Annotated in this window: 23 protein-coding genes and 1 pseudogene; 7 read left to right on the forward strand and 17 right to left on the reverse strand. The window is 65.7% G+C overall.

The window, feature by feature from the left end; genetic code table 11:
- The first annotated feature begins 34 nt into the window (after nt 1-34).
- Together DPV79_RS16635 and DPV79_RS16640 are read left to right on the forward strand one after the other, a co-directional pair.
- Nucleotides 35-256 carry a hypothetical protein gene (locus DPV79_RS16635; protein ID WP_021158205.1) on the forward strand — a complete coding sequence of 74 codons (222 nt, stop codon included), beginning with the start codon at nt 35-37 and terminating at the stop codon, nt 254-256.
- Nucleotides 257-395: 139 nt separating this feature from the next.
- A complete protein-coding gene (locus DPV79_RS16640; protein WP_059492739.1) occupies nt 396-938 on the forward strand; it encodes a carboxymuconolactone decarboxylase family protein in 543 nt (180 codons plus the stop codon).
- A 280-nt stretch (nt 939-1218) separates the two neighbouring features.
- On the opposite strand, the gene DPV79_RS16645 is transcribed toward DPV79_RS16640, so the two are convergent.
- A complete protein-coding gene (locus DPV79_RS16645; protein ID WP_113045962.1) occupies nt 1219-2220 on the reverse strand; it encodes an AraC family transcriptional regulator in 1002 nt (333 codons plus the stop codon).
- A gap of 377 nt (nt 2221-2597) precedes the next feature.
- Here DPV79_RS16645 and DPV79_RS16650 point away from each other — a divergent pair, with 377 nt between their 5' ends.
- Nucleotides 2598-3137, forward strand: coding sequence for a GNAT family N-acetyltransferase (locus tag DPV79_RS16650; protein WP_048028920.1), 540 nt, complete (start codon nt 2598-2600; stop codon nt 3135-3137).
- A gap of 23 nt (nt 3138-3160) precedes the next feature.
- Here DPV79_RS16650 and DPV79_RS16655 read toward each other — a convergent pair whose 3' ends face one another.
- The 4 genes from DPV79_RS16655 to DPV79_RS16670 form a co-directional block, all read right to left on the reverse strand.
- Nucleotides 3161-3382: a hypothetical protein gene (locus tag DPV79_RS16655; protein WP_059693432.1), complete on the reverse strand. Its 222-nt coding sequence runs from the start codon at nt 3380-3382 to the stop codon at nt 3161-3163.
- A 35-nt stretch (nt 3383-3417) separates the two neighbouring features.
- Nucleotides 3418-3786, reverse strand: coding sequence for a hypothetical protein (locus tag DPV79_RS16660; RefSeq protein ID WP_113045963.1), 369 nt, complete (start codon nt 3784-3786; stop codon nt 3418-3420).
- Nucleotides 3787-3843: 57 nt separating this feature from the next.
- On the reverse strand, nt 3844-4182 hold the full coding sequence (locus DPV79_RS16665; protein ID WP_133295675.1) for a hypothetical protein: 339 nt from the start codon (nt 4180-4182) through the stop codon (nt 3844-3846).
- Between the two features lie 63 nt (nt 4183-4245).
- Complete coding sequence (locus DPV79_RS16670; protein WP_113045965.1) at nt 4246-4752, reverse strand: low affinity iron permease family protein; 507 nt, start codon at nt 4750-4752, stop codon at nt 4246-4248.
- Nucleotides 4753-5425: 673 nt separating this feature from the next.
- On the opposite strand from DPV79_RS16670, the gene DPV79_RS16680 reads away from it, so the two are divergent.
- Nucleotides 5426-6136 (forward strand): response regulator, encoded by a 711-nt coding sequence (locus tag DPV79_RS16680; RefSeq protein WP_021159138.1) that lies wholly within the window; start codon nt 5426-5428, stop codon nt 6134-6136.
- A 69-nt stretch (nt 6137-6205) separates the two neighbouring features.
- Here the strand turns inward: DPV79_RS16680 and DPV79_RS16685 are convergent, their stop codons facing one another.
- The 10 genes from DPV79_RS16685 to DPV79_RS16730 form a co-directional block, all read right to left on the reverse strand.
- Nucleotides 6206-7384 carry a YncE family protein gene (locus tag DPV79_RS16685; RefSeq protein WP_113046049.1) on the reverse strand — a complete coding sequence of 393 codons (1179 nt, stop codon included), beginning with the start codon at nt 7382-7384 and terminating at the stop codon, nt 6206-6208.
- Nucleotides 7385-7445: 61 nt separating this feature from the next.
- Nucleotides 7446-8258 carry a creatininase family protein gene (locus DPV79_RS16690; RefSeq protein WP_048028934.1) on the reverse strand — a complete coding sequence of 271 codons (813 nt, stop codon included), beginning with the start codon at nt 8256-8258 and terminating at the stop codon, nt 7446-7448.
- Between the two features lie 236 nt (nt 8259-8494).
- Entirely contained in the window at nt 8495-8893 is a 399-nt protein-coding gene (locus tag DPV79_RS16695; protein ID WP_048028936.1) for a RidA family protein, read from the reverse strand.
- A 110-nt stretch (nt 8894-9003) separates the two neighbouring features.
- Nucleotides 9004-9780, reverse strand: coding sequence for a benzoate diol dehydrogenase BenD (gene benD, locus DPV79_RS16700; protein ID WP_113045967.1), 777 nt, complete (start codon nt 9778-9780; stop codon nt 9004-9006).
- Nucleotides 9777-10799: a benzoate 1,2-dioxygenase electron transfer component BenC gene (gene benC, locus DPV79_RS16705; RefSeq protein WP_113045968.1), complete on the reverse strand. Its 1023-nt coding sequence runs from the start codon at nt 10797-10799 to the stop codon at nt 9777-9779. The genes benD and benC overlap by 4 nt, the downstream gene beginning before the upstream one ends.
- Nucleotides 10800-10838: 39 nt before the next feature.
- Nucleotides 10839-11327, reverse strand: a complete 489-nt coding sequence (gene benB, locus DPV79_RS16710) for a benzoate 1,2-dioxygenase small subunit (RefSeq protein ID WP_027792559.1) — start codon at nt 11325-11327, stop codon at nt 10839-10841.
- Nucleotides 11324-12682, reverse strand: coding sequence for a Rieske 2Fe-2S domain-containing protein (locus DPV79_RS16715; protein WP_021159131.1), 1359 nt, complete (start codon nt 12680-12682; stop codon nt 11324-11326). Before DPV79_RS16715 ends, benB begins: the two co-directional genes overlap by 4 nt.
- Before the next feature lie 117 nt (nt 12683-12799).
- Nucleotides 12800-13744 carry a catechol 1,2-dioxygenase gene (catA, locus tag DPV79_RS16720; protein ID WP_042974834.1) on the reverse strand — a complete coding sequence of 315 codons (945 nt, stop codon included), beginning with the start codon at nt 13742-13744 and terminating at the stop codon, nt 12800-12802.
- A 51-nt stretch (nt 13745-13795) separates the two neighbouring features.
- A complete protein-coding gene (locus tag DPV79_RS16725; RefSeq protein WP_059492719.1) occupies nt 13796-14932 on the reverse strand; it encodes a muconate/chloromuconate family cycloisomerase in 1137 nt (378 codons plus the stop codon).
- A gap of 749 nt (nt 14933-15681) precedes the next feature.
- Nucleotides 15682-16656 (reverse strand): SDR family NAD(P)-dependent oxidoreductase, encoded by a 975-nt coding sequence (locus tag DPV79_RS16730; RefSeq protein WP_113045969.1) that lies wholly within the window; start codon nt 16654-16656, stop codon nt 15682-15684.
- A gap of 127 nt (nt 16657-16783) precedes the next feature.
- Here DPV79_RS16730 and DPV79_RS16735 point away from each other — a divergent pair, with 127 nt between their 5' ends.
- Nucleotides 16784-17410 (forward strand): TetR/AcrR family transcriptional regulator, encoded by a 627-nt coding sequence (locus DPV79_RS16735; protein WP_113045970.1) that lies wholly within the window; start codon nt 16784-16786, stop codon nt 17408-17410.
- 168 nt (nt 17411-17578) lie between these two features.
- On the opposite strand, the pseudogene DPV79_RS16740 reads toward DPV79_RS16735, so the two are convergent.
- Nucleotides 17579-18159 (reverse strand): annotated as a pseudogene (locus DPV79_RS16740) (integrase core domain-containing protein); the annotation flags it as partial.
- A 451-nt stretch (nt 18160-18610) separates the two neighbouring features.
- Complete coding sequence (locus DPV79_RS16745) at nt 18611-18844, reverse strand: hypothetical protein (RefSeq protein ID WP_113045971.1); 234 nt, start codon at nt 18842-18844, stop codon at nt 18611-18613.
- A 975-nt stretch (nt 18845-19819) separates the two neighbouring features.
- Between DPV79_RS16745 and DPV79_RS16750 the strand changes: the two genes are divergently transcribed.
- Both DPV79_RS16750 and DPV79_RS16755 read left to right on the forward strand, forming a co-directional pair.
- The gene (locus DPV79_RS16750; RefSeq protein WP_113045972.1) at nt 19820-21292 is read left to right on the forward strand and encodes a benzaldehyde dehydrogenase; all 1473 of its coding nucleotides are present in this window, start codon (nt 19820-19822) and stop codon (nt 21290-21292) included.
- A gap of 14 nt (nt 21293-21306) precedes the next feature.
- Nucleotides 21307-22434: an NAD(P)-dependent alcohol dehydrogenase gene (locus DPV79_RS16755; RefSeq protein WP_059587647.1), complete on the forward strand. Its 1128-nt coding sequence runs from the start codon at nt 21307-21309 to the stop codon at nt 22432-22434.
- Nucleotides 22435-22528 lie beyond the last annotated feature (94 nt).

Consider the following 22528-nt stretch of genomic DNA (forward strand, 5'->3'; position numbering starts at 1 on the left):
CGCCCACCCCGAATCCCCTTTTCACGAGGAAGCGATGAGCGACAACTTCACGTCCAACACCCCGAACCTGTCGGCCTCCGCCATCTGGGCGCTCGAGCGCCTCGCCGACGTCCGCTACGGGCGCGATGCGCCCGCGCTCGGCTGGTCGATCGCGCGGGAACTCGTCAGCGCGGGCTTCGTCAGCCATTCCGCACACGGCCGCTCCGGCGCGTCGATCACGGCCGAAGGGCGGACCTTCCTGAAAAGCCGGAAGTAGACCGCCGGCGGCGGCGGATCGATTTGATCCTTTTGAGCATCACAATGGCGATTTTGTGCCTTATGAGGATCGCCCTGCGCTTCTAAAGTGGAGTCACCCCGAACGAACGGGCGTCAACTTTCCGATCAAGGAGCCAGTCATGAGCCGCATCGCCATCCCCGCCATCGAAACCGCCACCGGCGCAACCGCCGACGTGTACGCACAAGTCCGCAAGGTCGCCGGCGGCACTGTCCCCAACCTGTTCGCCGCCGTCGGCCATCTCGCGCCGAACGCGCTCGCGGCCGTGCTCGACGCCGAAGGCGTGCTCGCCGGCGGCACGCTGACCCGGCAGGATCTCGAAACGATCAAGCTGCTCGTCAGCGCCGATACCGGGTGTGACTACTGCGTCGCCGCGCACAACCTGCTCGGCAAGATGACCGGCCTGTCGGCCGACGCACTGCGCGCGATCCGTTCGCGCGAGCCGAACACCGGCGACGCGAAGCGCGACGCACTGATCCGTTTCGTGCTGAACCTGCAACGGACGAGCGGCACGATCACCGACGACGAATTCGCGGCGATCCGCGAAGCCGGCTACACGGACACGCAACTCGCGGAAATCTCGCTCGCGATCGCGCTGACGATCTTCACCAACACGTTCAACCGCATCAACGACACGGTCGTCGATTTCCCGCCCGTGAAGTAAGTCGCGCGGCTGCAAGAGCATCGGGACGGCATGCGGTGCAGCTGCCGCTGCCGTTTCGATCGCGCCCGTCGCCGGCTCCATTGCCGCGGCGGGCGTGCCGCCTGGATGACGGCCACGGCGCTGCCTGGGGGATCAAAAAATCCGAGGTGCCGCGCTGTCGTCGAGTTGTTCGTCGAGCCGGACAACCGTAGCGATGCGCCCGGCATCGAACCGTGCGCCGACATCTGGCCGATCCGTCTGCGATTGCATCGAACCGCAGCAGGCGCCGCCTCCTTCGCATTTACTCCGCATCGCCGGCCACGCCGTCGTCCGATTCCGCCGCATCGCGCGGACCACCGAACGACTGGCGCCGCCATTCACCTGGCGTCATCCCCGCCCAGCGCGTGAACACGCGGCGAAACGCAGCCACCGACTGATAACCGACGTCGGCCGACACGGCCTCCGCGCTGGCCGACGGCCGGCGCAGTGCATTCGCGGCGAGGCTCATCCGGATATCCGTCAGCAGATCGGCGGCCGAGTGCCCGAGATTCGACTGGAAATGACGCATGAAGGTCGCGCGCGACATGCTGCACAGCGCGGCCAGTTCGGGCAGCGTCCACGGCCTTGCCGGATCGTCGAGCATCGCGACGATCGCGGGCGCGAGGCGCGGCTGGCCGGCCAGCGCCAGCAGGCCGGTCGGCGCCTGCCCCGATTCGCTGATCGCGCGCAGCGCGAGCGCGAACAGCGCCGCCGACAGCGCGTCGAGGATCGCGAGACCGCCGAGTTGCTGCTCGAGCGATTCCGCGCGCATCAGCTCCACGAGGGCGGTCAGCCGCGCGGTGGCGGCCAGCGCGTCCGCCGTGCGGCTGTCCGCCACCGCGCGCACGACGAGATCGGCCGGCAGGTGGCGCCGGATCAGCCGGTCGTGCGGCGGCGCGACCACGAAACGTCCGCACAGCATGTCCAGCCGCTCGCCGGTGCCCGCGTTCTCGCCGATGAAGACGTGACCGCCGGGCCGCTTGACCGCCGGCACCGGCGGCAACCCGCTGCCGTCGTGGAGCACATGCGGGGAGCCGTGCGGCAACAGCACGAGATCGCCGCCGCCGAGTTCGCGCACGGAGCCGTCGTCGGGATTCTCGAGGATCGCGCGGCCGCGCAGCACCACGTGATACGGGATCTCGCACGCAGGCGATCGTTCATACGTGACCGCCCACGGCGCGCCGAACGCACAGCGGATTTCGAGCTTCCCGGTGACCGTGACGAGCGCCATGAAGCGGCTCAGCCAGTCGGATTCGAGTGTCATGTCGAGGGGTGAACGCACATCGGAAGTGCGGCGTGCGCCGCATGAAAGTCCGATTATCGCGCGGTCAGCCGCTGCATCGCGCACGTTTCCGGTTCGACGCCGTCGATGCACCGGCGTCACTCGCGGCCGCCGGAGGCCGCCGGACGCGACGCCCGACGCGACAAGGGTTTTGCTATCATTCCCGCGCCCTGTCTTGCCGAAATGGACCTGCCCGCTCGCAGCGTGCCGCGCTCGCGTACCGCCGATCACACGCCGCCGCTCACCGACCAACACCGCCGCCCGACCTGCCGGCGAGTGCGTGAACGGGCCCCGACCAGCGCGGCATCGACGTGCGACGGCCCGGCCGTCCCATGCCCCCCTTCTTTCCGGAAACCACGATGCCGCCAGTCTCTTCCCCGCCCGTTCTCGACACGCCGCGCCTCATCCTCGAAGGCCATCCGCTCGGCGACTTCGATGCGCTCGCCACGATGTGGGCCGAACCCAAGGTCGTCGAACACATCTTCAACGGCGAGCCGTCCGCGCCGCGCGACTCGTGGATGCGCATGCTCGCGTATCGCGGGCTGTGGCCGCTGCTGGGTTATGGCTACTGGGCGATTCGCGAGAAGGCGTCGGGCCGCTATGTCGGCGACCTCGGCTTCGCCGATTTCCACCGGCTCATCGAGCCGTCGATTCGCGGTGTGCCGGAAGCCGGCTGGGCCCTCGCGACGTGGGCGCACGGCAAGGGCTACGCGACCGAGGCGCTCGCGGCCGCGCTTGCCTGGCTCGACGGGCAGCAGCGGTTCGAGCGCAGCGTATGCGTGATCAAGCCGACCAACGTTGCATCGATTCGCGTCGCGGAGAAGGCGGGTTATGGCGAGCCGCAGCGTATTCGCTTCAACGACGCCGATTCGTTGCTGTTTTCGCGCAAGCGCCGTTAGGCGAGCGTGGTCCGTCGGTCACGTCAGTCCGCGGCCGGTTCGTAAAAGCGCAGGAAGAGGCCGTTGTCCATCGGCCAGCAGTTCCCGCTTTCGTCGAGCAGAATCCAGTCGCCCGGCTTCACCGGACGCCAGCCTTCCGGCGTCGCGACTGCCCACGTGTCGTGGCGCCGCGCCACCCGGTCATGATCGCCATCGACGAACCATCGTGTGGCATCGACGTAGGCGGTACGTTTTCTGAATCTCATCCTGCCACCCAAGAAAGCGGATATCTGCATCGCGCTCAATGACGAAGCGCGAATCGCGTGTCGGCGCGGGACGCGCATCGCGATGCCGCAGCGTCCGCGTCCAGCGCGCGCTGCCCGGCCTTCAACGCATGCGTCGCCGCCCGCGTGTCGTGCAACGCCGCCCAGCCCTCGGCGACGAGCGCCTGCAACGTGTCGCGTGCGACGATGGAGATCCGGACATCGGTCTCCTGCATTCTCCCGAGCGCCGACATGACCTCGTCCGGCTGATCGGGCGCCAGCGCAAGCACGAACCGCGAACGCGTCTCGGCGGCCCGGACGGCCTCGGCCCAGTCGGCCCGCGCCACCGCGGCTTCGATCGCGTTCGTGAGCGCTTCGAGACTCTGCACGACTCGCCACGGCATCATGTCGCCTTCCCGTCAGTTGCCTGTCACCGTCCGCATGACGGACGAAATCGCGGCGCATCATGCGCGCGCATCAGGAAGCGAAATTGTAGGGAACGATGTGCGGCGACATCGGTAATATTTTGTAATGATATGTCGAGTAACCTTGCCTGGCGGGGGGATCGACTCGTACAGGCGGCGTTCGAGACGGTGGAATTCCTCGAACGTTTTTGCCGGAAGCATGCTCGACTGCACATCGTCGGCAGCGCCGTTGCCGGACATCGCGTCGAAACGCTTCGGCCGCACGCGCGTGCGGGATGCCGCCCGCTTCGCGCGTTCCGTCCGGCAGCGGACGGCACGCCACGATGCGCTCATCGCGCGAATGCGCTGCATGCCGCGCTGCATGAACAGAAATGACAAGCGGTTGAAAAATCGTCCGCCGGCCGCGAGCCGATCGTGTGCAGCCGTGCAGCGACACGTCCGTCAGGATTCCGGCGAAGGTTCCGCCGGCTCGCGGTCGCCATCCGGATTACCGTCCCCGGCGGCCACCCGCTTCGCCATGTCGAGGTAGGTCTGCGCCATCGCGCGCAACTCCTCCTCCGACGCGTCCTCGATCCCGATCAGCCGGTCGCTCGCCGCGTGCGTGACGGCCACGAGTTCGTCGAGCTTCAGGTGCATCGCGACACTGTCGCGGTTCTGGTTTCGCTGCAGCAGGAACACCATCAGGAACGTGACGATCGTCGTCCCGGTATTGATGACGAGCTGCCACGCATCCGAATAGTGGAAAAGCGGGCCGGTGACGAGCCACAGCGCCGTGACGGCAACCGCGCTGCCGAACGCGACCGGCGAGCCGGCCCACACGGTCACGTGCGACGCGAAGCGTTCGAACGCGCGCGTGACGGGGTGCCTGACCGTGACGGCCCGGGGATCGATCGCGGCCCGGCCGCCCAGGCCCGTCCTGGCGCGGGATGGATCGTTCGATTCACGCATGGCGCCTCCCGGATACGAATGTCGATATCGGCGCACGCGCGGGCCCGCCGTGCGCAGCGGCATGCGGTTCCGCACCCGCAGGCGGGCGCCGCCCAAACCCGAGCAACGTGCGTGCCCGACGGTCGCGCCCGCGCATCGCCATCGGTGGTCGGGCATGTACGCGGCGCGTGGGGCAATCGCGCGGCGCCGATGTCGGAACAGGAGGTGAGGCGATTGCGCAAGGCGATCCGACGGTAGCGCGAAGGCAGTCTGCCGCACCGATCTGGCGTGCCGCACGCCACCCGTCAGGTAATATTTTGTAATGATATGTGGAGCAATCTTTACCGGTTTTGCTCTGGCGAGCGTGCGCGACGCCCGCATGCGCGGCGCTTTCGCAAACGTTTCCGCACGAACGACCTCCCGCCCGGTATTTCAGCCGGTTGCACGCCGGATACCGCTCCGAACGTGTTTACGCGTACATCGCATCGTTCGACTAAACACGACACCGCCCCTTCGTGCGTTCGCGTTCCTGCAACGCGGCGACACCCCGCCCGCGGCGAGACTCACCGAACGATGCAGATTTCGCCACATTCTGCCGGAATGTTTCTCAGTATCATGCGCGTCTCTTCGGCTTCCCCATGTTCGGACGGGCCTGAGCGCTCGCCACTTTCCCGTTTCGCCCCCTCGTTTAGCGATGCCCATCCGAATCCTGCTCGTCGAAGACGACGTCCCATTGTCCTCGCTGATCGCAGACTATCTGCGCATGCATCAGTACGAGGTGGACACGCTGTTCGACGGCACCGACGCCGTGTCCACGATCGTCGCGCGCCGCCCCGACCTGGTGCTGCTCGACATCAACCTGCCGGGCAAGGACGGCTTCGAGATCTGCCGCGACGCACGCATGCAGTACGACGGCATCGTCATCATGATGACGGCCCGCAACGAGCAGTTCGACGAGTTGCTCGGCCTGGAATTCGGCGCGGACGACTTTCTCCGCAAGCCGGTCGAGCCGCGCATCCTGCTCGCGCGGATCAAGGCCCACCTGCGACGGATGCGCTTGCGCCCGGTCGACGGCGCACCGGCATCGCCGCAGCGATTCGAGTTCGGCAAGTTTTCGATCGACCGGGCGGATCGCAAGATTCGCCTTCCCGACGGCAGCGCGCCGCGCCTGACCTCGACCGAATTCGACCTGCTGTGGGCCCTCGTCTGCCGCGCCGGCGAGGTGGTCAGCCGGGAAGACCTGACGCAGCTGTTACGCGGAATCGAGTTCGACGGTTTCGACCGCTCGATCGACGGCCGCATCTCCAAGCTGCGCCGCAAGCTGCGCGACGACCTGACGGAACCGAAGCGCATCAAGACGATCCGCTGCAAGGGTTATCAGTTCAGCAAGCACGCGTGGGAGTGACGTGCCGCAGCGCGTGCGCGCTGTCGTGGCACACGAGCGCACGACCGCGCGCCCTGACCGTCCGCCGCCCTACCGCATGTTGCCGGTATGGCCCAGCGAATAGCGCCCCGGTTGCGGCCACACCGTCAGGCCGTGCGGCTCCATGCCGACGGGAATCGATCGAACCGTGCCGCTCGTGGTGTCGATCGCGTAGACGACGTCATCGAAGCGGCCCGACAGCCACAGCGTCTTGCCGTCCGCGCTGACGTTGCCCATGTCGGGGCTGCCGCCGCCGGGGATCGGCCAGTTCGCGACCACCTTGCGCGTCGCGAAGTCGAGCACCGATACGCTGCCCTTGCCGTGGCGCGGCCCGTGGACGAGATTGGAGCCGCGATTCGCGATATAGAGCTTCGTGCCGTCGCGGCTCGGATACAGCCCGTGCGTACCGACGCCGGTCGGGATGAAACCGGCCTTCGCGAAGCGGTCGCCGTCGACGACGTATATGCCGTCCGCCATCATGTCGGCGACATAGAACAGCTTGCCGTCCGGCGCCACGCGGATGTCCTGCGGCATCCCTTTCCGGTCGAGTTCGAGGTAGCCGAGCACCTTGCGATTCACCAGGTCGATCTTCGCGAGCTTGCCGCCGAACTCGCACGTGAAAAGCGCATACCGGCCGTCGATCGAGAAGTCCGCATGGTTGATGCCCTTGCATTGCGGCACCTCGAGGCTCGATTTCAGCGCCATCGTGCCCGGGTCGTGGAAGTCGAGCCGCGCATGCGCCTCGGCCACGACGATCGCCTCCTTGCCGTCGGGCGTGAAATACATGTTGTATGGATCGTCGACGCGCACTGCCGGGCCGGGCTTGCCCGTCTTCGGATCGATCGGCGTCAGGCTGCCGTCGGTGCGCCCTTCCGCATTGTTGGCGACCCACAGCGTCCGCAGGTTCCACGCCGGCACGACGTGCTGCGGGCTGCGGCCGACGGCAAACCGGTCGACGACCTTGTACGTGGCCGGATCGATCACGTAGACGTCGTTCGATCTCAGGTTCGGCACATAGATGCGCGGCAGCGCGCCCGCCACCGCCGCGCTCATGCGGCCGGCCTGTGCCTCGCCGTACAGGTTGTCCGGGTTGATGACGGGCGGCATGCCGGGTACGGCCGCGACGGCGGACGCCGCGATCGCACCCTGGGCGCAAAAGCCGGCCAGCGCAGCCGCGACGACGATCGCGGGACGGGGGAAGCGGATGTGACGGCGAAGGCGCGGTTGCATGACGATGTCCCGGTTCGATGGCATGGAACGACGGCAAAGGCGACGCAATGGCGCCGCGGCGTCAGCGGCCGGCGGTTTCCTTTCTGATCGCGTCGACGGTGCGCGACACGATCGCGTCGGTGCCCAGCCTGCCGAGTTCGACGCTCGCATGGCGCGGATCGCCGCCGTAGACGCCGTCGACGGCGCCCGGCTTCGCGGCGTTGCGCAGCTTGTCGACCCTGACCATGCCCGGCGCGACCGCCAGCAGCAGCGACGTATCGGCCAGCCCCGCGTGCGTGCCGATGTCCGCGGCCGGCACACCGTGCTCGCGCAGGAGTTGGTCGTAACCGTCGGAGCTGGTGCCGTAATACTCGGCCGGCACGAACGCGCGCGCGCCCGTGCCGGCCCACGACTTGTTCAGCCGCGCGACCGACTGCCGGATGTCGTTCTGGTAGCCGCCGTGGTCGCCGAGGAACACGATGTTCGTGAAGCCGTGGACCCGGAAGCTGTTGGCGGCGGACTCGAGGGTCTTTTCGAAGACGTCGTCGGGGACGGTGATCGTGCCGGGAAAGCGCATGTGCGACGTCGGCGGCGCATAACCGCCCTCGGGCACATAGGCGATGACGGGGGCGACGATCGCGTTGCCGAGGCCTTGCGCGATCCGCTCGGACAGTACCGCGACCCGCGCATTGTGCTTGCCCAGCGCGACGTACGGCCCGCTTTGCTCGGTTGCGCCGACCGGGATCAGGATGGTGGTCTTGCCGGCCCGGATGCTGTCGCGCAGCTCGGTCCAGGTCATGTCTTCGAGCCGCACCGTGGCGGGCGCCTGGGCGAGCGCGGCTTGCGCGACGGTGAAAGCGACAGCGGCGAAGACGGCGCGTGGCAGGCATTTCATCGCGGATTCTCGACGGAAGGAAAGAGATGACGCTGCGTTCCCTCGCACCATAAACGAACTCGCGCGACTTGTCGCCGACCGCGGCGCAACGACGCACGCCCGACGTCGCGAGAAAGCATTTCGTCAGGATTGCCCGGTGGATCGCGACGTCTCTCGTTCCGTGCCGGCAAGCGGCGAGTCGGGTCGAATCGATGCGTGCACTACGTCGCCTCGTGCCGGCATCCCGCCCGCACGCGTCACGCCGGCAACACGGCCACCGCCTTGATCTCGACGATATAGCCGGGCGCGCCGCCCAGCATGTGCGCGCCGACCGCCGTCCATGCCGGCTTCGGGTGGGCATCGAGGTAGCGGTCGCGCACCTGCATGAACAACGGCAGGTCACGCATGTCGGTATGGAAGGTCGTCAGGTCGACCACGTCGCTGAACGATGCACCCGCCGCGTTCAGTACCTGCTTCAGATTCTCGAACGCCTGCACGATCTGTGCTTCACGATCCTCGACGAGTTGCATCGCCGCATCGCGGCCGATCTGGCCGGACACGTACAGCGTATCGCCGACCTTCAGGCCGGGCGCATAGCCGATCTTCTCGTACACCGCTTCCATTCCCGCCGGAACGATGGCTTTACGATCACGCATGGGAGTCTCCGTGGCCGGCGTCTTCGCGCCGGCCGGTTGGTGGGTGGATAGATGGATGGGTTGTCGACGAACATCCTGGACACGTGCCAGGCGGCGCGACGACGCGCGACTCAACCCGTATCGCCGCCCGCGACCGGCAGCACCGTGCCGGTGATGTAGCTCGCCTCGTCGGATGCGAGGAACAGGATCGGCGCGATCTGCTCGTCGAGGCTGCCGTAGCGTTTGAGATACGCCGATTCCGTGACCTGGCGCACGGCTTCGCCCATCCATGCCTGTTCCCGTTCGCTGTCGCCGGCCGCATTGCGCGGCACGCGGCGCGGCGGTGCGCTGGTGCCGCCCGGCGCGGTGGCCACGACCCGGATGTTGTGTTCCGCATATTCCATCGCGAGCGCCGACGTCAGTGCATTGACGCCGCCTTTCGCCGCCGAGTACGGCACGCGGCGAATCCCGCGCGTCGCGTTCGACGAGATGTTGACGATCGTGCCGCCGCCGCGCGCGAGCAGGTGCGGCAGCACCGCATGACACGTATAGAGCGTCGGCATCAGCGAACGGCGGATTTCCGCGTCGATCTGCGCGGGCTCGAATTCGGCGAACGGCCGCATGCGGATCGCGCCGCCCACGCCGTTGATCAGGATGTCGATACCGCCGAACGTCTGCACCGCATGCGCGATCGCCGCATGCGCGCCGTCGTAGGTTTCGAGATCCGCGACGAACCCGGCCGTCTCGCCGCCCGTCGCTTCGGCCGCGACCTCGGCGACGAAATCCGCGCGATCGACGAACAGCACCCTCCCGCCTTCGGCCGCCGCGCGCAGCGCGACGCCACGGCCGATGCCCTGCGCGGCCCCCGTGACGACGATGACCTTGCCTGAGAATCGCTGCATGATCATGCCGCCTTTGCCGTGACGTTGGGGGTGAACTTCTCGTAGTGGAAGCTGTTCGGCTTCACGCCTTCGTCGTCGAAATACTTGCGCACCGCGTCGACCATCGGCGGCGGCCCGCACAGATACACGTCGACGTCGCCGTCGTTCAGCGCATCGGCCGGGATGTGCTGGGTGACCCAGCCCTTGCGCGGATGGCTCGACGCCGCGTCGGCCACGACCGTCGCGAAGCTGAAGTTCGGCAGCTTCGCCGCATACGCTTCGATCGCATCGACGAGCACGAGGTCGAGATCGCGCGTCACGCCGTAGATCAGGTGCACCTTCTGCTGCGAGCCGCTGCGCGCGAGCACCTCGAGCATCGACAGGAACGGCGCGAGCCCCGTGCCGCCGGCCAGGAACAGCAGCGGCCGCTGCACGTCGCGCAGGTAGAAGCTGCCGAGCGGCCCGTGCAGTTCGAGCGTGTCGCCGGGCCGCGCCGATTCGAGCCACGTGCTCATCACGCCGCCGGGAATCTTCTTGATCAGGAAACTCACCTTCGCATCGGCCGGCGCCGACGAGAACGAATACGAACGGTGCTGGCCGCTCGCCGGCACGTCGATGTTCACGTACTGGCCCGGCAGGAACACGGGCGCGGCCGTGCCGACGTCGAGTTCGAGCACGACGGCCGCATCGTTGTACTGCTCGACCTTCGTCACCGTGGCCGCGAACCCGCTCTGGCCCGTCTTGCACGCGACCGACGACGTCGGCACCGCGATCACGCAATCGCTTTGCGGCACCATCTGGCAGGTCAGCACGAGGCCGCCGTCCTTTTCGTCTTCGGTGAGCGCGTCGTCGATGTAGTCGTCGCCGAGATCGTAGCGGCCGCTTTCGGCGCGGCACTTGCAGGTGCCGCACACGCCGTCGGAGCAATCCATCGGCAGGTTGATCTTCGCGCGGAAGGCCGCGTCGAGAACCTTCTCGCCGGCCTTGCAATCGATGAAGCGGGTTACCCCGTCCTCGAAGTTCAGTGCAATCTTGTAGCTGGACATGGCGTCACCTCCACTTCCTTTCATGACAAAACAACAGCGTCAGACGTGATAGACGTCGAGCACCTGCCGGATGTAGTCGTTCTTCAGCACGATCTTCTTGTACGAGATCAGCAGTTCATCGCCTGCCTTGCGCAACGTGACGAACATCGTGCCGAAAAAGTGATCGGTCACGCGGTAGCGGTGGTTCAGCGTGTGAAAGTTGTAGCGCACGTCCACTTCGTTCTCGCGTTCGGCCAGCACCTCGACGTTCGTCACGTTGTGGCTGGTGCGCGGCTCGGGCGTCGATGCGCCGCTGCGCTCGGTCTTGATCCGGAACACGCGATCCTCGAGGCCGCCGCGGTCCGCGTAATACATCAGCGAGATCTGGCTTTGCGGATCGTCGGTCGGCCGATCGTCGTCGTCCCACGCGGGCATCCAGTACGTGACGTCCTCCGTGTAGCAGGTCAGCCACTCGTCCCACTGGCGATCGTCGAGCAGGCGCGCTTCGCGATACAGCGCGGCGCAGACAGTCCGGTAATCGAAGCTCATGCTGCCACCTCCCCGCGTTCCTTCTTCAGCGCATCGCGCATCACGTTCACCCAATGTTCGTGCTGGCACACGAACAGCCCTTCGTCCTCGCTGCGCTCGCCGGAAATGCGCGGGTTCAGCCCCATCTTCCTCGCGTTCTCGTCGGGCCCGTCGACCCACAGCGGCGCGCCGCGCGACAGGTCGTTCCACATCGCCGTGATGCCCGCATAACCGGCCTGGCACGCGCGAAACTCCTCGAGATCGTCGGCGGTGCCCATGCCCGTCACGTTGAAGAAATCCTCGTACTGGCGGATGCGGGTCGTGCGATCGGCTTCGCTCTCGCCCTTCGGCGCGAAGCAGAAGATGCTGACTTCGGTCTTGTCGACGCCGAGCGGCCGCACCACGCGGATCTGCGTGCTGAACTGGTCCATCAGGAACACGTTCGGGTACACGCACAGGTTGCGCGTCTGGTTGACGATGAAGTCGGCCTGCACGTCGCCGACGCGCGCCTTGATTTCATCGCGATGCTGGTACACGGGCCGCACTTCCGGGTTCATCGTCTTCGTCCACAGCAGGATGTGGCCGTTGTCGAAGCCATACACGCCCGCGACCGACTTGCTCCAGCTGTTCGCGTCGACGGCCTTGGTGCCGTCTTCCTTGCGGCGGCCCATCGTCGCCGCGTAGTTCCAGTGCACGGTGCTGACGTGGTAGCCGTCGCAGCCGTTCTCCATCTGCATCTTCCAGTTGCCTTCGTAGATGTAGGACGAGTTGCCGCGCAGCACCTCGAGCCCGTTCGGCGCCTGGTCGACGATCTGGTCGATGATCACGCGCGCCTCGCCGAGGTAGTCCTCGAGCGGCAGCACGTCGGCGCCGAGGCTGCCGAACAGGAAGCCGCGATAGTTCGCGAAGCGCGCCACCTTCTTCAGATCGTGCGAACCGTGCGTGTTGAACTGCACCGGGTATTCCGTCGTCTTCTCGTCCTTCACCTTCAGCAGCTTGCCGGTGTTCGAGAAGGTCCAGCCGTGGAACGGGCACGTGAAGCTGCCCTTGTTGCCGTGCTTGCGGCGGCACAGCATCGCGCCCTTGTGCGCGCAGGCGTTGATGACCGCGTGCAGCTCGCCGGTCTTGTCGCGCGTGATCACGATCGGCTGGCGGCCGATCCACGTCGTGTAGTAATCGTTGTTGTCGGGAATCTGGCTTTCGTGCGCCAGGTACACCCAGTTGCTTTCGAAGATGTGCTTCATCTCGAGCTCGTACAGCTCGGCGTTCGTGAAGATGTCGCGGCGGCAGCGGAATACGCCGGCCTCCTTGTCGTCCTGCACGGCGGTGGCGAGCAGGTGATCCAGGTCGTTGGCTTGGTCGATCGTGGCGGACATGATGGCTCCTCCCATGCGCGTGCCGCGTCCTGCAAGCACGCTCGCATCGGTAATCGGTTGAATCTCGCGGGAACCCGGCCGGCGGCGGCGCCTGAGCGCCGCCGTGCCGGCGGGCGGTTATGCCGTGGCGGAAGCGCGCAGGCGTTCGACGATCTGGTTGTCCTTGCCCTCGACGCGCGGCGTCAGGACGAAGTTGAACTCGATGTCCTGGTACGCGTCGGCCTTCAGGCCGAGCGCGGCGCCGCCGGTCTTGCCGGTGACGGGCGGGATCAGTTCCTCGCGGGTCGCATACGCGAAGTCATCCCAGATCAGCGGGTCGCCGTCGATGTTGAACTGGGTCGTCAGCTTGCGGTGGCCGTCGCTGGTCACGAAGAAGTGCACGTGCGCCGGGCGGTTGCCGTGGCGGCCGAGGCTGTCCAGCAGCTGCTGCGTCGCGCCCTGCGGCGGGCAGCCGTAGCCGACCGGCATCAGCGTGCGGAATTCGTACTTGCCGTCGGCGCCCGTCTTCACCGCGCCGCGCAGGTTGAAGTCGCTCTGCTTGCCGGTCGGGTCGAAGTGCGAGTAGAAGCCGTGCGAGTTCGCATGCCAGCACTCGACCACCGCGCCGGCCACCGGTTTGCCGTCGACACCGGTGACCGTGCCGTGGATCACGAGCGGGCCCGCGCCGTCGTCCGCATCGAGGTCGATCTTCGCGACGCCGTCGCGCACCGGTGCGCCGGCGACGTACAGCGGCCCTTCGATCGTGCGCGGCGTGCCGCCGTCGAGGCCGAGCGCTTCGTCCTCGGCGTCCATCCGGATGTCGAGAAACTTCTCGAGGCCGAGGCCGGCCGCGAGCAGCGCCGCTTCGCCGTCCTGGCCGAGCTTGTTCAGGTAGTTCACGCCGGCCCACACTTCGTCGGGCGTGATGTCGAGATCGTCGATCGCCTTGAACAGGTCGCCGAGCAGCCGCAGCACGACCTGCTGCGTGCGCGCGTTGCCGCCCTTCGGGTTGTCCGCGCCCGCGTTCGACGCGGCCTTCAGCAGATCCTGCACTTCCCGGGTTTCGAAAACTTTGACGCTCATGATGATGTCTCCACGTGTATTTGGGGGAATGACGGCGGTGCGTGACTCGAGCTACCGCGCGACGCGGGTGAGTCCGTCGCGGGTGAAACGCCTGACCTTGTCCTCGTCGAGTTCGATGCCGAGACCGGGGCCGTCCGGCACGGTCAGTTCGAAGTCGCTGTAATCGAGCGGCTGCGTCAGGATCTCTTCAGTGATCAGCAGCGGCCCGAACAGTTCGGTGCCCCACTGCAGGTTCGCGAAACTCGCGAACAGGTGCGCGGACGCCACCGTGCTGAACGCGCCTTCGAGCATCGTGCCGCCGTACAGCTCGATGCCGGCCGCGTCCGCGATCGCGGCCACGCGCTGCGCGGCGAACAGGCCGCCGCTCTGTTCGATCTTGATCGCGAACACGTCCGCGCCGTGATGCTTCGCGATCTCGAACGCGCTGTCGGGGCCCTGCAGGATTTCGTCGGCCATCAGCGCGACCGGGAAGCGGCGCATCAGGCGCGCCAGCGCCGCGGCCGAGGCCACCGGCTGCTCGACCAGTTCGCAGCCGGCATCGGCCAGCGCCGGAATCGCGCGCGCGGCCTGCGTTTCGCTCCACGCCATGTTCACGTCGACGCGCACCGATGCGCGATCGCCGACGGCCTTCTTGATCTCGGCCACGTGCCGGATATCCGTCTCGGGCGCCTTCGCGCCGATCTTCAGCTTGAACACGTTGTGGCGGCGCTGGTCGAGCATGCGCTCGGCTTCGGCGATGTCGGTGGCCGTGTCGCCCGACGCGAGCGTCCACGCGACCGGCAGGCGATCGCGCCGGCGCCCGCCGAGCAGCTCGCTCACCGGCACGCCGAGCCGCTTGCCGTGCGCGTCGAGCAGCGCGGTTTCGAGCGCGCTTTTCGCGAAGTGATTGACCTTCGCCAGCTTGCCGAGGAACGCCATCAGCGTCTGGATGCGCGTCGCATCCTTGCCGACGATCGCCGGCGCGAGGTACGCGTCGATCGCGAGCTTCATCGCTTCGGGGCTTTCCGGGCCGTAGGCCATGCCGGCGATCGTCGTGCCTTCGCCGAGGCCCGTCACGCCGTCGCTGCAGAACACCTTCACGAGCATCAGCGTCTGGCCGTGCATCGTGGCCACCGACAGCTTGTGCGGGCGGATCGTCGGCAGGTCGACGAGGCGGGTTTCGATACGTTCGATGGTGACGGAGGACATGGGGCACGCGGTGGGGGTGAAGTTCTTGAGGCGATTTATACGTCCCGGCCAGATGGAGCGTCCAATACTTTTAGGCGGGATTTTTGATACCTGGCAGGTATTGAATTCACGCTCATCACGCTGAATACTGCGGTGCGCCATACCTGTTTTGGCTAGGTATGCGGGCTGAGAGGCTTGATGGGGCGCGGTCGTGCGGGTGCGGGGTACCGTTTGGACGGGGGCGCAATGCGGCGGCTCGTGGCGGCGGGAAAACGGCCTGAAACCGACGGCCTGCCGAGTCGATCAGGGTTTTCCTGACGCGGAAAATGGTGCGGCTGGCCGTCCGGCCCTCAGCTTCGGCGTCGGTTTCCGCGAACAACCGGAAGGAATCCGGTTGGCGGGTGTCGACGTTCGTTGTCGATGTCCGTTGTTCATCAGAGGCTGACGGGCGCTGTCGGCCAGTTTCCGACACCCGCCGACGTGCGCGCGCGGACACTCGAACGGCTGCTACGGCTTGCCAATGGCCGTCGAGGAGCAGCTTCGCTGTTGCGAGCCCATGCCGCTTGTGCCTCCGGTAATCACACACCTTTTTATCTGGTACCGGTTCATATGTGTTCTCCTTGAGAGAGTTACGGTTACTTTGCCGATACTTAGCTACCTTGCACTACCGTTGATTCAAAAATATCGTGTGGCACGTGGGCGATCATGTAACTGCCCAATCGCCCGCTGATCCTGGCAACTGCGACCATTTCGCCACGACCGGCGCGCCTTCAGGACACCGCGCGTGAGGATTCGATGTACGACCAGTTGACGCCAGAGACATTGGCGACCGCCTGCCACGCGGCTTCTTGATTAGCGCCATCGAGGAGGTGCGGCTGGCGCTGCGCCTCAATTGGGCCTGTGAATTTCCCTTTAGCCGACGCGAAGAATTGCCCTGAGGCGTCCGCCCCAAACTCCGACGCCTGAAGGTACCGACGGGCCGCAGTCTCCGGCGTCTGATTCATGCCGGGAATGAGGTTTACGAGCGGGATCATCAGATATTTCACCGCCCAGCCAGCGTTTCGCCCCACATTGGTGGCGGTCGCCGCACCGGGCGAGACAGCGAACACGGCCATGCCGGAGGGCAGCCGACGCGCGAGCGCAGCAGCCCACCAAGCAACGATCAGCTTCGCGTCGGCATACGCATTGTTGGGTACATACTTCACGTTAGGACCGTTGCGCAGCAGGGATTCCATAGCTGCGGTCAGGTCGCCCTGGTGGTATTTGGCGGCGAGTGCGTCCACTTCGGTGTACTTGAACATGGGTACGCCCCCTCGGGCGGGTTCCGCGCTGGCGATAACGATCCGCGCGTTGGGGCTCAGCAGGTTGGCGCGGAGCAACCCGACAGTTAATTGGTGATGGCCGATGAGCGGAGCCTGAGAAGCCTCGACGCCCGCCGCAGTGATCACCCGTTGCTTACCTGGGACCATTCCGGCGTTGAGGAGTAGAAAATCAATCGGATGACCTCGCTTTTCGAGCTCGGCGAGGGCGGATTGAACGCTGGTCGGCTCGTCCAGTTCCAGCTGCAGCGGCGTAAATACCTGTTTCTTGGTCTGAGCCGCGAGCTGAGTGACCGCTGCTTGAACCCGGGCCAAGCTGCGCCCGGTGACGAAGACTTGACGGTAGCCGCTGGTGGCGAGCAAGCGGGCTGCCTCATAACCGACCCCTGAGGTGGTGCCGGTGACGAGCGCGATTGAATGTTCCATGGACGTCTCCGTGTTAAAGGATGATGGTCAAGTTGTACGGCCCAGCGAGGCCAAGATCAGTTTGATAATTTAGAACCATTCGGTTATAAATTGACGCAAAGGGAACTGTCAAGGAGTTTCGAACCAAATGATTCAAAATACCGCGAGGCCAGTAGGTCGACCACGTAGCTTCGACGAAACGGATGCGCTGGAAAGGGCGATTCAGGTGTTCTGGTCGAAAGGCTACGACGGAGTGACGATTGACGATCTCGTCACCGGGATGGGGGTGGGACGGCCGAGCCTGTATGCTGTCTTTGGGGACAAGCGCGCGATATTCTTGCGCGTCCTCAAGGCGTACGCAGAACGGAAGGGCGCATCAGCCGCCAAGGCACTCCTCTCACCACAGGGTCTTCGCGACTCAATTTTGGGCTTTCTGAGGTACGCCGTCGAAAGTGCGACCGAGAAAGGGTCCGCCCGGGGCTGCCTAATGATATGTGTCGCCCCGCTCGTAAACGACGCTGAGGTTCAGCAATTCCTGCAGACTGCAGTCGCGGGCGGCACGGCGCTGGTGGAACGTCGCTTTCGGGACGGGATCAGTGCCGGAGAAATCCCACCGGATTTTCCCGTCGCCGCGCGCGCAACCCAAGTCACGGATTTAGCGCGTGGGCTAACCATGCGTGCGCAGATGGGCGTGCCGCGCAAGATGCTCCTCAAAGATGCTGAGGAAGCGACCGACCTAGTTCTCCTGCCTGGACACGCCTGGCGGGTTACCTGAAACCTTAGATGCCAAAGGGCGTCGAAGCCGTGGCAACTGACATGAGTTGAGGACTAGGAGCCAATTGTGCGTTGGATTGCGGCGCCTTCGTTTGTGCCGGAGGCGAGTGTCCGAAACTGTGCGAGCGGACGCTACGATTGTTGATTTGTGCGATTCGCAGACATCGTTTCACTTTTTTGAAGGCCGTTTCCTTGACGCGTCGGAACCCGTGGCGCCCGTAGGGAAAACGCGTTCCGATGACGTTCGCCGAGGATTTTGTCGACCCGCCATTCACGGTGCCGAATTCGCTCTTTCCGCTCGTCGTACGCACCTTCCACCGCTTCCGCGAGAGGTGTGATTTCACCCAGCTCCGCAATGCGGTCAACCGGAGTCTTTCCACCGAGTGAGCCGTGTGGCCGACGCCAGTTGTAGTCGAACTGCCACTCTTCGATTCGCAAGTCGATTGCCCGCTCTGTCGGGGCATGGTGGAACCAGAATTCGTTCAGGTCAGTAAGCTGCGAACGATCAACTTTGCCATTGAGCTGCGGCGAGCGTGGTGGAATTGGCCGGAATTTAATGCACTCGTTCATCAGGCGCCGCTGCACGGATTCAGCGAAGAACTCACCGCCGCGATCGGTCTGGATACGTTGAATCGGAAACGGCATCTCCTCGATGACGCGATCAAGGAAAAACAGCGTATTTCGGGCATTTCTACGGGGGCAGACGGCCAGCACACGAAAGCGTGAACAGTCGTCGATGGCCGTGTACCGTAGAGCAAAGCAAAGATGTCAATTCGAGGTGCCCGTCGCACGTGGCTCTTGGCGCCCGAGTTGACGACATTATCGACAATCTCACCGAAATAATTTCGTCACTTCGTCTATGTCCGAAGCAAAGTCGTCAATTCGCGTCGTACACTCCCCTGCACGACCGTAGAGGCATGATTTATATACGATTCTCGGTATGCGAATCGTTCAGTCGCGACGCCCCGCCCCGGACACGCCCTTGACGACTGCATGGGCGGTGGCGGCTCGGCCGCTACTGACGGCTTCCACCGCACAAATTCGACATTCAGTATAGCCAGGGTGTCTAGCCGGTTCGGGTCGATCTGCGCCGGTCATGCGTCACAGACCGGCGGCCGGCCGCCGTCGGCGATGGATTCAAGCGGCCGTTCGACACAGCTTTTTAGATCGTCGACAATCGGTGCAGATAAGGGCGTAGCCTTTAGCGGTTACCGTCGATCAGATCGTTCAGCAGCGCATCGAACGCGGCCTGTGCGTCTTCAAGTTCCTGCAGGGCGGCATCAAAGGTTTGCAGCGCGAACGGCGATGGCTCGCCGCTGCCATGCGGCGGAAATTGCTTCTGCATCGAGGCGAACGTACTCTGCACGCGCAGCGTGGCGGCCACCATGCGCTCCATCGCCTGGGTTTCTTCGGCTCGGGCCTGTTCCGGACTCATTCCTCTCTCCTTGGATGGTTTTCTTGAAGATCAGATCGTACACGCTGTGTCCGTTCTTGCCGCCCTTGGCAGAACGACTCCGCTGAAGGTTCCAACGGCACGCTGCGGGAGAAGCGATTTAATCGGGAATGATTCCGCAGTCGCGCCGAGGCCAAGATACTCATCGGGCGTGGCTGCAAAATCCCGCCGCAGGTCACTATTAGTAAAATCAAATCTCGATGGTTATAGACATGAACCGCAATAGAACGCGCACGGCCGTGTGTTTGCTCGCGCTCTTATTCTTGTCAAAGGTTGGAGCGCAAGGCGTGAGGACCGAGCCGTTGCCTTGGCACCGGCGCCATCAAGTACTTGCCTACGCTAGCTGTGGATGTGCAGATAGTTGCTGGGTCGCGACGTTAAGCGATACCCGGACTCATGCAAAGGTGGCAACCTTACGCTGCGATTGCGCGGAAGTATTTTTTTCCAAGAATGACGGGAAGGAACAGGTATACGCACGGAACTGTGCGGCCTTTGAGGGCAATGACAAGTTTGGCCGTATTGTCCAAACCATGGAAGCTTTAACGCGCTAGCACCGGGATAGTGCACCGCTATGCGGTGCAACGTTCGTGGCGAATGCTTCGAATGTCCGTTTTGCGCAAACACGACCCCCTTGCGGGTCGCCAACTACCGCTCCGACGGAGCGTGAGCTCAGGTGTCTTCCCACAGGTTTGCGCGCCGAGCCTTCAGACGCAGCGCACGTCGCACTACACCTGCCATAACCTGCCGAGTCCCCAGACGGCGTGCGGCACCAATCCGCACGACGACTGTTCAGTTTCCGCACACAAATTCGCATACGCCCCCCATTTCACGCGCCCTCCGCGGGTGGGAAGAAACCCGGATAGCCCCGCTTCGCCGCGCCCGCCTACCCTCGCGCGCATGCCGGTCGGGACGATGCAAGGCCCGATCCGGCGGGTCGGAATTTCCTCAGGAGCGTACATGGATAGCAGCAGCAACACGGCACTGTTCGACGCCGACATCTGGCACGGCAAGACTTTCAACGGACGCTGGCACGCCAGCCCGCACGCGGCCGACGTGATCGAACCCGCGACCGGCAACACGCTCGGCCGCCTCGGCCTCGCGGATGGCGCAGCGGTGGCCGAAGCGTCGGCCGCCGCACATCGCGCACAGCCCGCATGGTTCGCGCTGCCGTACGACGAGCGCGCGGCCGTCCTGCGCCGCGCGGCCACCGTCGCGGAAACGCACTTCGATGCGATCGTCGACTGGCTCGTGCGCGAAAGCGGCTCGACGCGCGCGAAGGCGTCGTTCGAGACGTCGGTCACGATCAAGGCGCTGCACGAAGCAGCCGGGCTGCCGTCGCGCGCGGCCGGCGAAGTGCTGCCGTCGGCGGCCGGCCGGCTGTCGCTCGCGCGCCGCCGCCCGCGCGGCGTCGTTGGCGTGATCTCGCCGTTCAACTTCCCGCTGTACCTCGCGATGCGCGCGGTCGCGCCCGCGCTCGCGCTCGGCAACGCGGTCGTGCTGAAGCCCGATCCGCGTACCGCCGTGTGCGGTGGCGTCGCGATCGCCCGCGTGTTCGAGCTCGCCGGCCTGCCGGAAGGCGTGCTGCACGTGCTGCCCGGCGACGGCGCGGCCGGCGCCGCACTGGTTGCCGATCCGCACGTCGCGATGATCCAGTTCACCGGTTCGACCGCGGCCGGGCGCAAGGTCGGCGAAGCCGCCGGCCGCCACCTGAAGAAGGTCTCGCTCGAACTCGGCGGCAAGAATTCGCTGATCGTGCTCGACGATGCCGACCTCGAGCGCGCCGTCGCCAATACCGCGTGGGGGGCGTATCTGCATCAAGGCCAGATCTGCATGGCGACCGGCCGCGTGCTCGTGCAGCGCAGCATTCACGACCGCTTCGTCGCGAAGCTCGTCGAGAAGGCTCGAAGCCTGCGCGTCGGCGATCCCGCGAGCGCGGACGTCGGCCTCGGGCCGCTGATCAATGCCGCACAGCTCGACCATGCGGCGAGCCTGGTGGACGCGGCCCGTCGCGCGGGCGCGCGCGTCGAGACCGGCGGCGGCCATCGCGACCTGTTCTTCGAGCCGACCGTGCTGAGCGGCGTCGCGCCGGGCAACCCGGCGTTCGACGAGGAGATTTTCGGGCCGGTCGCGGTCGTCGTGCCGTTCGATACGGACGAGGACGCCATCGCGCTCGCGAACCGCACCGAATACGGGCTGTCGATGGCGATCCTGTCCGCCGACGTCGGCCGGGCACTCCGGATCGGCGAGCGCCTGAACACCGGGCTGCTCCACATCAACGACCAGACGGTCAACGACGAAGTGATCAACCCGTTCGGCGGCGTCGGCGCATCGGGCAACGGCTCGAGCATCGGCGGCGCGGCAAACTGGGAGGAGTTCACGCAGTGGCAGTGGCTGACGATCAAGGGTGAAGCGCCGCTGTATCCGATTTGACAAGGAGACCGAACATGTACACCGAAAACGATACCCGCGTCGTCACCGCGGCCGTCGCGCGCGCGGCCGGCGCACCCTTCTCGATCGAATCCGCCCGCCTGCGTGCCCCGCGCGGCGACGAGGTGCGGGTGCGCGTCGTCGCGACGGGCCTGTGCCACACCGACCTGATCGTGCGCGACCAGTACTACCCGGTACCGCTGCCGGCCGTGCTCGGTCACGAGGGCGCCGGCGTGGTCGAGGCGGTCGGCCCGAACGTGAAGACGCTCGCCGTGGGCGATCACGTGGTGCTCACCTATGGCGCGTGCGGCCACTGCCCGTCCTGTGTCGGCGGTCACGGCGCGTATTGCCGGCAGTTCTTCGGGCTGAATTTCGGCGGCGCCGACGCCGACGGACAGACCGCGATCCGCGACGAACACGGGCAGCCGCTGCACGATCATTTCTTCGCGCAGTCGTCGTTCGCCAGCTATGCGCTCGCGCGCGAGAACAACGCGATCAAGGTGCCGCCGGAAGCGCCGCTCGAACTGCTCGGGCCGCTCGGCTGCGGGATCCAGACCGGCGCCGGCGCGGTAATCAATTCACTCGCGGTGCGCCCGGGCAGCAGTTTCGCAAGCTTCGGCGCGGGCGCGGTCGGCATGAGCGCCGTGATGGCCGCGCGCGTCGCCGGCGCGACGACCATCATCGCCGTCGACATCGTGCCGTCGCGGCTCGCGCTGGCGCTGGAGCTGGGCGCGACGCACACGATCAACAGCAAGGAAGTCGATGTCGTCGACGCGATCCGCCAGATCACCGGCGGCGGCGTCGACTACGCGCTCGAATCGACCGGGCTGCCCGCCGTGCTGTCGCAGGGAATCGAAGCGCTCGGCTCGCGCGGCACGATGGGCGTGGTCGGCGCGCCGAAGCTCGGGACGAAGGCGGAATTCGACGTCAACAACCTGCTGCTCGGCGGCCGTTCGATCCGCGGCATCGTCGAAGGCGACAGCGTGCCGCAGACGTTCATTCCTCAGCTCGTCCAGCTGCATCTCCAGGGGCGGTTTCCGTTCGACCGGCTGGTGAAATTCTATCCGCTCGAACAGATCAACCAGGCCGCGGAGGACAGCAGCCGCGGCATCACGCTCAAGCCGATCCTGCGTTTGCCGCATTGAGCAGCGACACGCCCCCGGTCGCGGGGAAAATCGCGACCGGGGGCGCGCATGGGCCTCGTGCGGCGGCGTAGCCGCCGCGAAAATACCGCGCCGC

Origin of the sequence: Burkholderia reimsis (assembly GCF_003294055.1) — a bacterium.
Taxonomy (GTDB): domain Bacteria; phylum Pseudomonadota; class Gammaproteobacteria; order Burkholderiales; family Burkholderiaceae; genus Burkholderia; species Burkholderia cepacia.

Coding starts and splice junctions, on each gene's coding strand:
- catA (WP_042974834.1), bottom strand. CDS start 13,744: ATGAGCGTCAAAGTTTTCGAAACCCGGGAAGTGCAGGATCTGCTGAAG.
- DPV79_RS16645 (WP_113045962.1), bottom strand. CDS start 2,220: ATGACACTCGAATCCGACTGGCTGAGCCGCTTCATGGCGCTCGTCACG.
- DPV79_RS16750 (WP_113045972.1), top strand. CDS start 19,820: ATGGATAGCAGCAGCAACACGGCACTGTTCGACGCCGACATCTGGCAC.
- DPV79_RS16635 (WP_021158205.1), top strand. CDS start 35: ATGAGCGACAACTTCACGTCCAACACCCCGAACCTGTCGGCCTCCGCC.
- DPV79_RS16650 (WP_048028920.1), top strand. CDS start 2,598: ATGCCGCCAGTCTCTTCCCCGCCCGTTCTCGACACGCCGCGCCTCATC.
- DPV79_RS16730 (WP_113045969.1), bottom strand. CDS start 16,656: ATGGAACATTCAATCGCGCTCGTCACCGGCACCACCTCAGGGGTCGGT.
- DPV79_RS16695 (WP_048028936.1), bottom strand. CDS start 8,893: ATGCGTGATCGTAAAGCCATCGTTCCGGCGGGAATGGAAGCGGTGTAC.
- DPV79_RS16680 (WP_021159138.1), top strand. CDS start 5,426: ATGCCCATCCGAATCCTGCTCGTCGAAGACGACGTCCCATTGTCCTCG.
- benB (WP_027792559.1), bottom strand. CDS start 11,327: ATGAGCTTCGATTACCGGACTGTCTGCGCCGCGCTGTATCGCGAAGCG.
- DPV79_RS16690 (WP_048028934.1), bottom strand. CDS start 8,258: ATGAAATGCCTGCCACGCGCCGTCTTCGCCGCTGTCGCTTTCACCGTC.
- benD (WP_113045967.1), bottom strand. CDS start 9,780: ATGATCATGCAGCGATTCTCAGGCAAGGTCATCGTCGTCACGGGGGCC.
- DPV79_RS16755 (WP_059587647.1), top strand. CDS start 21,307: ATGTACACCGAAAACGATACCCGCGTCGTCACCGCGGCCGTCGCGCGC.
- DPV79_RS16725 (WP_059492719.1), bottom strand. CDS start 14,932: ATGTCCTCCGTCACCATCGAACGTATCGAAACCCGCCTCGTCGACCTG.
- DPV79_RS16715 (WP_021159131.1), bottom strand. CDS start 12,682: ATGTCCGCCACGATCGACCAAGCCAACGACCTGGATCACCTGCTCGCC.
- DPV79_RS16745 (WP_113045971.1), bottom strand. CDS start 18,844: ATGAGTCCGGAACAGGCCCGAGCCGAAGAAACCCAGGCGATGGAGCGC.
- DPV79_RS16670 (WP_113045965.1), bottom strand. CDS start 4,752: ATGCGTGAATCGAACGATCCATCCCGCGCCAGGACGGGCCTGGGCGGC.
- DPV79_RS16655 (WP_059693432.1), bottom strand. CDS start 3,382: ATGAGATTCAGAAAACGTACCGCCTACGTCGATGCCACACGATGGTTC.
- DPV79_RS16735 (WP_113045970.1), top strand. CDS start 16,784: ATGATTCAAAATACCGCGAGGCCAGTAGGTCGACCACGTAGCTTCGAC.
- DPV79_RS16685 (WP_113046049.1), bottom strand. CDS start 7,384: ATGCAACCGCGCCTTCGCCGTCACATCCGCTTCCCCCGTCCCGCGATC.
- DPV79_RS16660 (WP_113045963.1), bottom strand. CDS start 3,786: ATGATGCCGTGGCGAGTCGTGCAGAGTCTCGAAGCGCTCACGAACGCG.
- DPV79_RS16640 (WP_059492739.1), top strand. CDS start 396: ATGAGCCGCATCGCCATCCCCGCCATCGAAACCGCCACCGGCGCAACC.
- benC (WP_113045968.1), bottom strand. CDS start 10,799: ATGTCCAGCTACAAGATTGCACTGAACTTCGAGGACGGGGTAACCCGC.